This is a genomic window from Leadbetterella byssophila DSM 17132 (assembly GCF_000166395.1).
GTDB classification, from domain to species: Bacteria; Bacteroidota; Bacteroidia; order Cytophagales; family Spirosomataceae; genus Leadbetterella; species Leadbetterella byssophila.
Map to the genome: position 1 here is coordinate 1,408,361 of NC_014655.1, position 14,360 is coordinate 1,422,720.

Here is a 14,360-nt window from a genome sequence, read left to right on the forward strand (position 1 = left end):
AAAAAGCCCCATAACGGGGCTTGGGCTAGTAATTTACCTCTATATATTTCTACGAAAATCAGGCATTCCCGTAAATGTTAGATTCTCCACCGTCGATAGCTATGGTTTGTCCGTTTATATAGGAATTATCTTCACTTAACAGGAAGGCCACCACCTTTGCCACTTCATGCGGTTCACCTAAGCGTTTGGTAGGATTATGCTGAGCATATTCTATCTCTGCCGCTTTGGGATCTGCTGGATTGATCTGCCTGAATGCCTCCGCAACCATAGGGGTAAGGATGGCTCCTGGGGCAATGGCGTTCGTTAAGATACCATCTCTACCGTATTCTAAAGCCGCATTCTTAGTCATACCGGACACTGCGTGCTTGCTTGCCACATAGGGCGATTGGTTCATCACCCCACGTATGCCGCCTACTGAAGCTGCATTTACAATTCTGCCGTACCTCTGTTTTTGCATCACCGGAATGACATAGCGCAAGCCAAAGTACACTCCCATCAAATTAATGTCAATGACCTTTTTAAAGATATCAAGATCATATTCAGTCATACGGGCCTGTCGCCCTTCTATGCCGGCATTATTGTAAAAACCATCGATTCTACCAAAGGTATCTACAGCCACTTTAACATAGTTTTTTGTCGCCTCCTCATCCGATACATCCGCAAAAACGGTTACCACTTTAACCTCAGGAAACTCCCTAGATATTTCCGTTTTTGCTTCAGCTAATGCGGGTTCATTGTAATCTACCAAAACCAGATGCGCACCTTTTGATGCCAATTCCTTCGCTGTTGCTAATCCAAGTCCCATTCCGGCACCCGTGATGATCATTACTTTATTCTTCATACTATCCGTTTAATTGTTCCTACTCAAAGCACTGGAAAACCTTTCCTTCCTTATTTCCAGAGAATCAAAATGGAAATTAAACATTATGTAGGAGAAAAAATATGACCTGGGTCACATGGAATGGAAATACATATAAAGTACATCTAGTAAAAAGCCATATTACAAATAAGATCCATTTATTATAAGTTGAATAGCAACTACATAGCGCTATTCCCTACTTAAAGTTTGAAAAATTACTATCACTTACGGCCAATATCAAAACTTTCACAAATCTTATCTAATCGCCCTATTAATTCCACCATCATATATCTTTTTGCATGTTTGTGGCCCAATTAAAACCAAATTAGTTTTCATTAAAATAGATTTACTTATTATGGGTTACAAAAAATCCTCCAGATATTTTTCATTTTTAATTTATGGATTATTCTTGCAGCCGACCCATTATATACAGGCTACAGTTCCCAACTTGATTTCTAAAGATCATTGACCTGGTACATCATGAAAATAATGATACAAAAAATAAATATTATGTTTATCGGAATACTCCATTATTCTATATAATATTTAAAAAAACATAGATATACAAAATAATGTACATTTTTATTGCAGCAAAAATAAATAATATTTAATATATACTTAATTTTATAACTCCAAACACCCCCTTTTAACCTTTATTAATTTTTTATATTTAAATTATAACTTAAATATTAAATTATTATGCCAGAACTTCACCCCTTTGTGACCCGAAGATGGAAAAACCACAATCACGGACAGTTTGAAGAAAATGAGTGGTTTATCTCAGAGAATCAGAACTCCTTTGTTTTTGCTCCAAATCGAGATATTAAAAGTATCTTTTTGGGCTCATTTCCAACCACACATGTTTCGATCGACGAACCCATTGGATTATATCCTGAATTCTTTTATGGTAGCCCCCAAAATAATTTTTGGACAATACTAGGCCACCTATCGAACTTACCGTCAGCAACTTTTCAAAATCGAATAGATATACTTAGAAGGTTGAAAATAGGAATAGCTGATATCCTACTAGAAGTAGAACGAAATGGAATTTACAATAATGACAACAATTTGCATCAAATACGGTATAATAATATCTTAGATCTACTATTAACCTTTCCTAATTTAGAAAATATCTTTATGACCTCAGGAGGGAGAGCCCCAATATATAATTTAAATAACAACAACCCTTCAGTAGCGACATGGCTACGTCACTCACTAGTAAATCATAATTTCACAGGATTTAATCAGAATGGTTATTTAAAGGCAATTACTAATAATGATGTTACTTTTAATTTGATATCCTTGGCATCTCCAAGTAAAAATGCTGATAGAAGCTTTACTAGAAGTATTAATAATATCAATCGGGAGACCCAACTAAATCTTACTGTAAATGATTATCGAAAACTTTCTTGGTCTTTATGGCTAAAGAAACTCCATTTTACAGATAATGATACCCCCCAACCCATTCAACATTGGTCTGGCATTGCAGCTGGCAACAATTACATTCAAAATCACTTTGAAAATTAGTGGAATTGGGGGAATTCCCCAATTCTATTATTCCAAATCATTCAATTGTAAAAATTTTATTCTATTTGCTAAAATTTAAACAAACGAAGAAACTCAAAATATTTTTTTCAGCAATTGAAGATTTCCTTACTCCACCCCATACCTCTTCTTTAGATAGGCAATGGTCTCCTTGCAAAGCTCTTCTAAGACCTGTTTGTTAATATCCTTTAGAGATTTTACATAGATACACGATTTGCCCATCTTGTATTTTCCTAGTTGCGCAAGAAGCTCTTTACTCCGTTCTGTGTCTGAATACACATAAAGGGAGGTAGCAGATTTTCTCGGAGAAAATCCTAATACAGGTGCGTCACCTTCATGCCCGGATGCGTACTTGTAATGATAATTGCCAAAGCCAATGATGGATGTTCCCCACATTCTGGGTTCCCAGCCTGACCAACTTTTGAACAAGTGTATCAATTCCAAGCTATCTGCACGCTGGGCTTCATTCTCAACCTTGGTTTGAATGAAAGAAAGTGGATTCTCAGAGGTGTAGGAGGTTGACATGAGCTGTTGCTTTAAGAACTGCAATATAAATGGCTACTCTCAGAAGAAGCTAGAGAAAGAATCTAAACTTTATTTTTATACATCGCCTCGTTTTCAGCTACCCTATATTTTACAATCTTCTCAATCAGATCATAAGGCACATCGTTATAAGGAAACTGAATAGATCCTTTTCCTTGCTTGTATTTCGACAATTCTTCTACAAAGGCCTCATTACCCTGCGGGGTAGCATAAAAACCCAAGTGCTTAGACTGTGCAGCAAAGTAGACCAAAGGCTTTTTAAAGGTTTTATAAGCCGGCATGCAATAGGCCATGCTTTCCACCGCTTCCGGTGCATGCTTTTGTATAATAGATCTAACCTTCTTTAAAATTCCTTGGATTTCTTCCGGACTGGTTGCGATGTATTGATCCACATCCTTGATGTCCTTGTTCATCTTTAACATAAGGCTGAAATTTTCAACAAACGTACTATCCATAAATGAATAGACAAAATTAATCCTCTTCACTCCATTACAGCCTTACAACATGATATATCCGTCCTCTAAGTAATACAGGGACAAATGCGGCATTTAGCCTCATGTATATTAAGATCTAATTTTTCTTTCATCTCCAGAAAAATCTTTTTCATATCCTGAAAAAATTTACCTAAAAAAAAGTATAAAATTGAAAATCTGGCAGTTTTTAAGCAAAAATGGATTAAAAACCATTCTATATTTTTTTGACAATCAAGAAATTATTCTATTCTTTAGCACCCACACTTTTTAACTTTAGAAGACCATGAACCAGCCTTACAAACTACATTTCACTCAAACCGTTCAGCGCGTCCTCGTTAAACCTACAATAAGCCCACAGAGTACCTTTTCGCCCATTCAACATCCTCGGAAAGCATTCTTTGAAAAGGCTGAACTGTTACAACAGCAAGTTGCCAGCTCTCCGTTCTATATTGAACTGGTGGAATTGTCTACCAAAAAGCTATTCTCAATGATCTTTGAGATGCTTTCTCCCCAATACTTCCTATTGTTTTTATTGGAGGGATCTTTTACGATCAAGACAGTAGAAGAACTATTCACCTGTCAAGCTAAATCCGGCCATTTTGCTCTAATTCATAATGAAACGGGAAGATATAGACTGGATTTACCGAAAGGTAAATACACTATACTGTGCATTTACCATTTGAAAGAGTATTTGCAAAAGGAATCTAAAGATCTTGATAGCATCAAGTCCTTTAGTGAACGACAGGAAAAATTCCCCTTCTCCCATCTACCGTTTTGTAGAATAGATCGGATGGTTTCTCGCCATCTAAAAAACATCTACATCAATCTACCATCTACTAAGGTCAAGTTTGAAGCCCAGCTGAAGTATCATATCTCTATGATCCTTGACAGATATAATTCAATGGCCACTAAAAAAATGCAAAAGATATCTTGGAGAGTTAAGGAATATTTAGATCAGAATTATACTAACCCGGATATAAGTTTACAAGTTCTGGCAGATCTTCTACAGTCCAATACGAATCAAATACGCACGAAGTTTAAGACAGAATTTGGCATCACTCCCCACCAGTACTATACAAGTAAAAGGCTGGCAAAAGCATTAGAATTAAAAGTAAAGCATAACCTGCCATTGAGCAAGATCTTTTATCAAGTAGGGTATAACGATGAGAGTGCCCTAAGATACGAGATGAAAAAACATGGATACGTCTGAAAATATGACAATTAATTCACTGACAATAAACATTTTACTGTCATTATTTTCTAGTTTATGACTTCAGGCATCAGGAACTTTGTAGAGAAAAGTTTACAAAGTCATGAAGTTAAAATTAATCACTCTCGCCCTACTAACGCTGTGGATACCGGTTAGCATAGACAAATGGATCAACTTTGAGATCTTCCAAAATGGGCTTATCCGCCAACCGTTCTCAGATCAACTAGGACAAGTTTTATCCTACCTTTTGCCTGTGGTGGAGACGGCTACTATCATCTTATTGGTAGTTGAGAAGTGGCGAAAGGCAGGCCTGCTCCTCTCCACTGCCTTAATGGCTGTATTCACCTCCTATATAGGACTTGCCTTATTAGGTGCCTGGGATAAACTCCCATGTGGCTGTGGTAGTGTCATCAGTCAACTGACTTGGAAACAGCATTTCTTTTTCAACCTGGCCTTTCTCCTTCTAAGTGCCTACGGATTATTGAACCTACATCGAAGCGGAGCTGCGGGAGGCAAAACCGCTTAGGGCTGGCCGGCCAAAAGGCATACATATTTTTTTTCAACTTTAAATTTTTTACAACAATGAAAACCTTTTTAGTAAAAAACCTTATCGTGGTATTCGCGCTTTTGTTGGGCATCGGAACGATGTCTTTTAAAGTAATTCAGAAGCAAAATGTTTCTGAGCACTGGTATAAAGTAGTGGGGGGCATCGTTCTGGATGAAAGTCCTGATGGCAACTGCCAAGACGATGAGGGAACAGTTTGTGCCGTGGCGTTTTCGGAAGATATAACGCCACCCCCAGGCATGACTGTCAATGATGCATATAATCATGGATCATATGCCGGGGAAGCTAAAAGGAATAATTAAAGAGAGGATAAGCAGTATGTTGTGCTTTTTGCAAGCATACTGCTTATACCTTTTATCTCTCATTTTGCTGCATTCCTGATAATCTCACCACATTGGGAGGAATTGGAAGTGTCCACTTTTTATCATCCGGAGGAAGCCTAAAAGTTTCACTACCTACAGTTCTAACTAAAGTTATTAAGTACTCCCTCTTCAATCTCTTCAAATCGTGCCATCGTACACCTCTAAAAAGGAGTTCTTTATTACGCTCCTTGAGAATCAAAGCTAGGGCTTGTTCCTTCCCTTCAACTCTAACAGGAACATAAGATGAGCTTTTATATCTCTTTATTAAAAGAGAGTTAATATATTCCAGTGCCTTATCGACATTCCCTAAACGGGCACTACACTCTGCCACTATTAAAACCATTTCATTTACAGAAATGCCATTAAAAAGAGTATTACTTTCATGATAAGAACCTCGAAAACCAATCAAGCCGGAAGATCGCCTTACAAAAAAGAGAGTTTTCCGCAGGTCGCCCTGGTCATATGACTGAAAAAGGTCAGGTGATACATCCAAATTACTGGTTGAGAATATACCAGTGGTTCGCATAGCGCTATGAAAGATAACTTCTTCATTAAATCTTGCGAATGGGTAAGGTTTCAAACTATCCAGGGTTTGAAAGTCTAGTATTTTGTTATTGAAACTCATACATTTCTCCGCAGCTTGGAGAGCATGATCATATTGGCCTATTTGCAAAAAAACCTTAGCCAACAGACCATATGCGGCGGCTTTTGTAGGCCGCGTTTTTACTATCGAAATCTCTTCCAGAAGTTCTGTTGCCTGCCAGAGATCTGAAATGATCAAATCGTAAGTTTCTTTTACAGTATTGCGTTTTGAAGGGATTTCCATGTCAGATTCAACCCTAAGTGGAAGTCCGAGATCGTCAACGGCGTTTTCTGAATACTGATTGCAAAAAATCTGGGCAATATGAAAGTAGCTCCACGCCCGAAAAAACAATGCAGCACCCTTTACGCTTTTCCCTTCTACACTATTTTTATCCTTGTCTTGCGATTCCTCAATTTTCTCAAGTACGAGGTTTGAATAAAATATTTTTTGAAAGGCATTTTCCCAGCAGAGATTTCCCCTACCCTCAAAAATATCATACGCCCATATGGCCGCATTCTTTAATTCAACACTCGAAAGAGCAGCCCAGGAGGGTTGCGAGAGAACGAAGTGGTCAGAACTGGCTTCTCCTAAATGAGAATCTCCCGAATTTAATATATCGGTATTATCTAAAAGAGCTCGCATATCTGATAGTGAAGTAATAACGACCAATTTTTGGTTTGGTGATACTCCCAACCAATCGGTCATACAAGAAGACATTGTGAGGATCACCAAAAGTATGAATATTTTATTTTTCATTGTCATCGTTTGTTAACATTTGAGATTTTGTTTGCGACCCATTTAATTTAGGTCGACTTTCACACCAAGTGAAACTGATTTAGTTGGTGGAAATAGGGCTATCGGATAGTCCGGGTCTCTGTCTGATTTAGTTTTTTTCCAGATAATGCCAAGGTTATCAGCATAGAGAAAGACCTTCATTTGCCGGGCTTTGTGCTTCAAATCACAAGCAATGTTGATATCCCGGATTCGTATATGGTCCCCACTTTCCACTAATGCCTCGGAGTATAAATAAACATAATCGCGGTGGAGGTTTAATGCAGCAGGCATGGATGGAACATCTGTACTATATTCATCTCCAGGTTTGACCCACCGCTTGGCAAAATCGCTATGTCCGCTACCTGAGGAAAATAAATCATAGTAGTTTACACTATTTTTTCTGAAAACATACCCTGCCTTCCAAGTTAGGTTTATGCTGAGTGAAAGTGCTTTGTAAGAAACAGTATTCCTCACGCTTCCGAATGTAGGTGGAATGGTTACCCCTGAATAGGTAAGGTCATCTAATTTGAGGGAGTTAAAATAGGCTGTGAAATTATCTGACGGTTTCCCTTCTACATTGACAATGGGGTCACCGTTCTGAGGGTTTAAACCATTCCAAGGAATACTGAATATAGCATCCAGCGATCGATTTAAAATAGGATTCTGCGATATATTATATGTATAAGACAGTACAGAGCTCACCCCTACCTGCTCATAGCGGGTTACCTTACTTCTGACAAAGCCTGTTAACAAGGTAGTTTGCCATCGCACAGTTCCTCGCGCATTTAGGGTATTGATTTCAAGGTCAGCACCCTGAGCTCTTAGACCGGCGTAGTTTATCAGGAAGAGCATAAAACTGTCATCCGTTTTATATCCTACCGTAGGATCAATCAAAGGGCTCCCTAAAAGATCCGAACTGCTTTTTATATAGTATTCAAATGTACCACTTACTCTTCGGTTAAATAGAGAAAAGTCTAATGCTAAATTCGTTGTCATTACTTTCTCCCAGCGAAGTTGTGGGTTACCTGGATTTCGAACAACTGCTTTCGGAAGTCCGGTAAGAGCATCTGTTAGATACCGGATGCTAGGTAAGGCTGTGGCTAACTTGTTCAGGTTTCCGCTTTGACCTACAGTAACCCTTAAATCCAGTTCGTCTACCTTCTCTGACTTCATAAAGGGTTCATTCTTCAGTTTCCAAAGCATCCCGGCAGACCATAGTGGAACCCCTCTCTGATTGGTCTTTACACCTAAAAGGTTGGAAGCATCCCATCGAAGGCTTCCGGATAAAATGTATTTTCCCTTAAAATCATAAGAAGAATTCATGTAAGAAGAGTAAAAACGGTCAATCAATTTCCCTGTTGCAAAATTTGGTTGTGGAATCCGCGCTGTTCCGAGAGGCCGAGTAGGATACAGGGTTGTATAGTCAATTAAATTATTATAAGTAAGTAGCTGACTATTGTAGCCATATAGCTCAAAGCCTGAAGTGGTAGTAATATGCTCTCTTAACTCTATACCGGATATAAAGTTTAATTTGCTCCTATTAAAAATTGGATTATATGAAATCTGGGTTCTGAGATTGTTTGAGGAGCCTTCACTATTTACTACGTTTAAGATATCGTTATAGGGGAAAGCCCTTGTCATATTGCTATTTGTATACCGGTTTACCAAATCTCTTACCTTATAGGAGTCTTTAAGGTTAAGGTTTTTCTCACCGGTTACAGTTTGCTGTGAATAGTATTTCAGATCTACAGCCAAAGCATTTGAAAGGTCAATCCTTGCTCCTAAATTTATTCTGAACTCTGATGCGTTGTTGGTATTACTCATCAGCCCTCTATCTTCGAGCGGCTTATACTCCCAGTTTAATAAGCCTTCGTTTACTGCATTTTCAGCAAAAGACAAAGAATGATTGTAAGGAATAGCCAGTGCATTTCCTAAATCGTCCTGTAAAGCTGCATAAGGGTACTTCTTCCCCTTGATATCACCTAATCCTATTCCATTTTGTTGGCGTTTAGATCGTGTGTATGCTAAACCGGCTGTGACCTCTACAAACTTGAGAGGGGTGAAATGATTGGAAAAATTAAGGGAATATCGCTCAAAATTATTTCCTATAATATTATCCATATTCTTGTCATAACCTCCTGAGACAAAGTATTTGTATTTTTTCCCTCCTCCCGTACTTCGTAGGGAATACTGGGCATTCAAACTACGTCGATACAGGTACTTTTCGGCTTCACGTCGGAGATCTGTATTTTTGTAGGTCGCAAGCTGATTATCTAATTCCTCTCTACTGATGATGCCTTTATCGTATTGGTTCCACAGTTCTACAGCGGGGGTTAATGCTCCCCGGTTGGGATCATTAATACTATTTTGAAAGAATTTTGTATCGTACAAATACTTTTCAACTTCTATAAAGGCCGCAGACTCCAGAAATGCATCACTATAGTAGAGGTCGGGTATAGGTTGAAAAGTTAAGTTGGTGGAAAAACTCAAAGTGGAAGGGGAATTATACTTTCCGCTTTTGGTAGTAATTACTATTACTCCGTTCCCGGCTTTTGCGCCCCAGATACTTGCCGCGGCTGCATCCTTCAATATTGAAACAGCTTCTATATCATTTGGATTAACTGAGTTTACATCGCCTTCAAAGGGAAAGTTATCCAGAATAATAAGTGGGCCAGTTGAGGCGTTAAGAGTACCTATTCCACGAATTCTAAGGCCTCGATAGTCATTGCCGTTACCGGCGTTATTAATTCCCCTTCTATCAAATTGCAAACTTCCAACGATCCCTTCCAGCCTGCCTATAATGTCTGTACTGACACTGCGATTTAGAAGTTCATTATCAATGTAGGTAAATGAGCCAGTTGCCCTTTCTTTGGAGAGGTGTTGATATCCAGTAGATACAGTCACTTCCTGTAATTCTGTGGTCAACTCCTCCATCTCAATATCAACTGCGGTGGAGTTACCAGACAGTATCAGTTCCTTACGCAATAACCCAACCTTAGACATAATTACAGCTATACTTTTTTCCGCATTTGTAAACCGAAAGGTCCCAAGGCTATCAGTAACAGCAAGAACCTGATTTGTCTTTAATGAAATGTAAACGTCTGGCAAAGGGGTGCCTTCTGTCGAAGATATCACCCGCCCTGCAAAATGGTATTGACCCGAGCAAGGGTAAGCAAATAAATGCATTATGCACCAAATAAATATTCTTTTCATTGTTGTTTATCTTTAATGATCATCATTTCTATATCTCTGTATTCTTTAGTCAGGTCAATGCCGAGCGAAGAAAAGAAGACCTTAAGGTTCTCATAGTCCACAGGTATATTTTCATAATTTAAGGGTGTACGTGATGGGGGATTCCCCGTTTCGTCAATCACCGGAATTGCGGATTGCAAATCAACAAATTCCCTTATTCTGAAAGTATTGACCGCCTTATAGGCCTGTGGGCGGTTTGCACTTGGTTTTAGAATAAGACACAAGGTTTTTCTTTTCTCAATAACGGCTGTCAGATTTTCGATTTGCCCAAAGTAGTTTTGCAGATCAGATTGAGCCATTTTTAAGATCGTCTCTCTCGTTTGAGGCTTTGCAAAGCGCAGGTAGTAAGTGTACATATTTTCCTGCTTCCACTTTTCATATCGTTTAGCCTCTTCTGTAGTGGTAGGTTTTGGAGGAAAATTAACCTTCCAGGGGTCAGAGGCTTCAACAATAATACGGTTGGGGGCATTAATAAACGGAAACTGATTTCGATAAGCAGCTATGAAGAGGTGTCTAATAGAAGTATTGTAATAATAGAACCCATGGGAGGAGATTCCCATACGCGTTCCTGAAAAACGTGTCTTTCTGAGTAGCCCAGACTCAATAAATGAAGTTTCTGAGGGGATAATGATGTCTTTGGGGTTAAAATGTGGATCCTCCTCTTCTTTCATAACTATCTTAACCTCTTTATTTTTCAGAACGTTTTCGATATTCTCTCGAAATGTGTAGGCTGGACCTGTAATGGCCATCACACTGCTATCTTTTATCCATACCTGGTGTGGAATACTCTCATGCGGGAAAAATTGTTTGAGTATGCTATCGTTTACCACGCTTGGTAACAGTAAGCCTCTTTTCAAAATCAAGGGTATAGCCTTTATCGCGCTTTCATACGTAATAGGAACCACAACTAGCTTTCCTGCAAACTCTTTTTGCAAGCTGTCCATCTTATCGAGAGATTTTATGCAGGAGCCACACCAAGTCGCCCAGAAATCCAGGATAATAAGTTTGTCCTTATACTCCTTCAGGGTAATGGTCTCTTTCCCCTCCGGGTGATTTACCACCTGAAGTGGCATGTTCCACAGCTCCTCAGGTAGGGTGTCCCCCACTTTAAACGCCTGAGCGTGGACATTACATATTGGCAGAAGAATAGTAAGATAAAGGCATAGTAATGCCCTTACGTAGTTTTTTACGTTCACAGTTCTTAAAGTTTAGGTTTGGAGATGAGAAAAAACCGACCTAACTCACTGACGACACGTTTGCATTATGAAAAAAAGCGGCTAAATTTATGGTGCGAATACAAATTAAAGACCTGCTCATTCATTATAGCAGTTGTGGCGTTTTTTTGATAGCAAGAAAGGCCGGGTGTAGTCATGGCGTGCCCGTACCTGCTAGCAAACCAGCGGGCATTGAAGCTCCCACAGACTGCATAACGTAGGGCGGTTTAGTCTGGCCAACAGATGATGTTCTTGTAGAGTGTCTTTTTGCTGTAAGCTGTTGGGGTTGATGGCATCGTACTCATAGTTATTCAATTTATGAAACGATATCACGAGGGAAGTTCTTGGGGAGCTAAAAAAAATCCAGTAAAGCGCCCCCTTCACTTTCGTTCGTGGTTCCGCCAGAAACCTCCCCAAACCGTAAGGCCGGGGATTGCCCCAAAAGCTAACGGGGAACGCCTTACTGGATTAGTTATACAAAAGTACAACAATAATTCCAGTATTAAGGCGAACACTCCGATCAACTCGTGGCGGCAATCTGGCGGATTTCGAACGAGTGATATCTGTCGCTTTAGATAATCACATCTAAAGGTTTGTGTCCATATCTAATAACAAATATAGAAAAGTTGATTTTAAAAGTCAACTTTTTATAACATTTTTTTTTTATTCAATGAGCAAAATTAATCGGCTGTCAGAAGTATTTGACCAAAAAGGCGTACGCAACAATGACATTGTAAAGCTATTAAGAGTTAGGAAGGAAACTGTATCTCGATGGGTTCACAATAAACAACAGCCTGACCTCCACAAACTTTACCTCATAGCGGAATATCTTAGGGTAGACATCAGAGAGCTACTTCATCCTTCTGATTGGTCTAAAAGCAAGGTAGAACCGTTTAGCTGAATGCCTGAAAAGTATGGAGAATTTTAAAAGTATATCTTCCCTGGAACCATTTTCATTTCCTCTAAAGTCTCAATATCAGAGGAGGCTATCAGGAGTTTTAATGATGTATTGGTATCACAAATATTGATGCAGAATTTTGAGATACCCTGTACCCGGCAGAAACATGACTCTCTGGGGACTATTCTTAGATTGCATGAAGTGAAAATAGCTCTGTATGAACGTATGCTACATGAAAAAGAAGGAATGATTGTTTGGATGAAGGAAACTACTGCGTTATAGTTATATTTTGCCCTAAAGGACAATAATTTTTTCAAGTCTACCAAATTTACTATTAAAAGGCTCTCTTGCACTGTCCGTTGTTCATTCCCATTTAATAAACGTTGTTCGTTTGATATTGTAACTTTTAAAGATTTTTTTGTAGAATTGTGTCTTAATTTCCCTAATAGTTAAACCATGCCTACACATCGATATACGGATAATTTTTTTGTATATTTTATTAGTCAGAAGGCTACAAGGAAACCTGTCATTTGTTAACAAGATGAATGATAATGGGGTGTAAGTTATTTATTATAAACCTATTAATAAAACTGATAATTTATGGCGTTCGATATTAACCTGGAGGTATATACCTTTCAAATTAGAAATAAACGAGAAAAAGATTCATTCCTACCTTTGAATGACTTCATTTCTGGTGAAGACTCTTTATCGTTTTTTAAAGAGTTTTTACAGCATTATTCTAACAACATTACTATTAGTGAAAGGCAACAGAAATCACTTCAGTTTACTGATAAACAAAGAATTACATCAGAAGCTAGAATAATTAGTGGAATTTTAGAAAGTGGTGATTATGGAGTAGAAAGTGAGATTAAAGATATGGATGGCAATCCAAAATATACAAAAAGAGTTGATGAGCTTGATATAAAACCGTTCTATTATTTGGTATGGATGCCTAGTGATTCAAATATAGGAATTTTTATAACTCAAAGATTAGGTGTTTTTGGAATATATGGTGTTTTTACCAGCCATTTTTCTGGTTTTTTTAAAGAAAAGTATCCGGACTTGATGGTTGAATACAATGCGTATGTTTCTAAAGTTCTAGCTCGGAAATTTATTGAAGAGGGAGGAATCAGAGAGATTATTTTGAGGAGATATTCTTTGCCTCCAGATATATCGGATAAATTTGATTTGAACTTCGACACAGATAGAATAAAAAGTATAGAATTGAGGATACTCGCGGAGAATAAAACTTTTTTTGGGATAAATGATAGGGCCAAGAGATTCTTAGATGATCCAAATGCAAGACTTTTTACTATAAGTGAACTAGAGAATATTGGTTTTAATGGGTCTCACAAAGAATTAATAAAGGTTAAATTGGGGAAAAATACACGGACTATTGATTTATCACAATCTGCCCAATTAAAACCATATTTTGATATTGATAATGAGGTCGAAAGGCAAGAGAACGGTCATCCTGTTTTTGAAAGTATAGATAAGATTGCGAGAGAGATAATCGTTGATATTAATGAAGAAATAAATGCACGGAGATGACTTTTCTTAATAAAATAGATATTAGCAAAATTCTTACTACTCATTTTTCAACAATAAAAAATACGAATACTGGTAAGCCTGATAAGGATGATGTATTAACTTTTATTGTAATGCCTTTATTAATATCCATAAGTCTTATCTATTATGAAATAGAATTAAATCCAGAGGCTACTAATATTATTATTACTTCCCTATCAATTTTTGTAGGGTTAATGTTTAACATAATAGTTTTAATATTTGACATAGTAAAAAGAGATGCTTCTAGAAAAGTGAAAAACACCGTCCTTAAAGAATTATTAGCAAACATCTCTTTCGCTATCATCCTTTCCGTTTTTTCAATAATAATTACCTTGTTTACATATATCAGCAAACCATGTGTAAAAGTATTTTTTACTTGGTTGGTTTATTTTCTATTGTGTCATTTTTGCATTACTCTTCTAATGATTTTGAAGAGGATGTATAATATTTTTGATAAAGAACTAGAAGAGATTGAAAAAAGCTAAAATAATAAAAGAGATTTACATTTAATAT

Annotated in this window: 13 protein-coding genes; 7 read left to right on the plus strand and 6 right to left on the minus strand. The window is 37.7% G+C overall.

Features of this window, described 5'->3' with window-relative positions:
• Nucleotides 1–58: 58 nt before the first annotated feature.
• Nucleotides 59–841, minus strand: coding sequence for a glucose 1-dehydrogenase (locus LBYS_RS06770; RefSeq protein ID WP_041823480.1), 783 nt, complete (start codon nt 839–841; stop codon nt 59–61).
• A 717-nt stretch (nt 842–1,558) separates the two neighbouring features.
• On the opposite strand from LBYS_RS06770, the gene LBYS_RS06775 reads away from it, so the two are divergent.
• Entirely contained in the window at nt 1,559–2,386 is an 828-nt protein-coding gene (locus tag LBYS_RS06775) for a uracil-DNA glycosylase family protein (protein WP_013408129.1), read from the plus strand.
• Between the two features lie 126 nt (nt 2,387–2,512).
• On the opposite strand, the gene LBYS_RS06780 is transcribed toward LBYS_RS06775, so the two are convergent.
• Nucleotides 2,513–2,929, minus strand: coding sequence for a DUF1801 domain-containing protein (locus LBYS_RS06780; RefSeq protein ID WP_013408130.1), 417 nt, complete (start codon nt 2,927–2,929; stop codon nt 2,513–2,515).
• Nucleotides 2,930–2,991: 62 nt separating this feature from the next.
• On the minus strand, nt 2,992–3,369 hold the full coding sequence (locus tag LBYS_RS06785) for an iron chaperone (protein ID WP_013408131.1): 378 nt from the start codon (nt 3,367–3,369) through the stop codon (nt 2,992–2,994).
• Between the two features lie 334 nt (nt 3,370–3,703).
• Between LBYS_RS06785 and LBYS_RS18230 the strand changes: the two genes are divergently transcribed.
• The 3 genes from LBYS_RS18230 to LBYS_RS06800 all read left to right on the plus strand — a co-directional run bounded on the left by LBYS_RS18230 (nt 3,704) and on the right by LBYS_RS06800 (nt 5,497).
• Nucleotides 3,704–4,630, plus strand: a complete 927-nt coding sequence (locus LBYS_RS18230) for a helix-turn-helix domain-containing protein (protein ID WP_013408132.1) — start codon at nt 3,704–3,706, stop codon at nt 4,628–4,630.
• A gap of 103 nt (nt 4,631–4,733) precedes the next feature.
• Entirely contained in the window at nt 4,734–5,156 is a 423-nt protein-coding gene (locus LBYS_RS06795; protein WP_013408133.1) for a MauE/DoxX family redox-associated membrane protein, read from the plus strand.
• 56 nt (nt 5,157–5,212) lie between these two features.
• Entirely contained in the window at nt 5,213–5,497 is a 285-nt protein-coding gene (locus tag LBYS_RS06800) for a hypothetical protein (RefSeq protein WP_013408134.1), read from the plus strand.
• 52 nt (nt 5,498–5,549) lie between these two features.
• On the opposite strand, the gene LBYS_RS18235 is transcribed toward LBYS_RS06800, so the two are convergent.
• The 3 genes from LBYS_RS18235 to LBYS_RS06815 are packed head-to-tail and all read right to left on the minus strand — an operon-like array spanning nt 5,550 to nt 11,362.
• On the minus strand, nt 5,550–6,896 hold the full coding sequence (locus LBYS_RS18235; protein ID WP_013408135.1) for a RagB/SusD family nutrient uptake outer membrane protein: 1,347 nt from the start codon (nt 6,894–6,896) through the stop codon (nt 5,550–5,552).
• Nucleotides 6,897–6,938: 42 nt separating this feature from the next.
• Nucleotides 6,939–10,127 (minus strand): SusC/RagA family TonB-linked outer membrane protein, encoded by a 3,189-nt coding sequence (locus LBYS_RS06810; protein WP_013408136.1) that lies wholly within the window; start codon nt 10,125–10,127, stop codon nt 6,939–6,941.
• Nucleotides 10,124–11,362, minus strand: coding sequence for a TlpA family protein disulfide reductase (locus LBYS_RS06815; protein ID WP_013408137.1), 1,239 nt, complete (start codon nt 11,360–11,362; stop codon nt 10,124–10,126). The genes LBYS_RS06810 and LBYS_RS06815 overlap by 4 nt, the downstream gene beginning before the upstream one ends.
• Before the next feature lie 688 nt (nt 11,363–12,050).
• Here LBYS_RS06815 and LBYS_RS06820 point away from each other — a divergent pair.
• From LBYS_RS06820 to LBYS_RS06830, 3 genes are all read left to right on the plus strand, one after another.
• A complete protein-coding gene (locus tag LBYS_RS06820) occupies nt 12,051–12,281 on the plus strand; it encodes a helix-turn-helix domain-containing protein (protein ID WP_013408138.1) in 231 nt (76 codons plus the stop codon).
• Between the two features lie 597 nt (nt 12,282–12,878).
• Nucleotides 12,879–13,829 (plus strand): hypothetical protein, encoded by a 951-nt coding sequence (locus LBYS_RS06825; protein WP_013408139.1) that lies wholly within the window; start codon nt 12,879–12,881, stop codon nt 13,827–13,829.
• Nucleotides 13,826–14,332, plus strand: coding sequence for a hypothetical protein (locus LBYS_RS06830; protein WP_013408140.1), 507 nt, complete (start codon nt 13,826–13,828; stop codon nt 14,330–14,332). Before LBYS_RS06825 ends, LBYS_RS06830 begins: the two co-directional genes overlap by 4 nt.
• Nucleotides 14,333–14,360 lie beyond the last annotated feature (28 nt).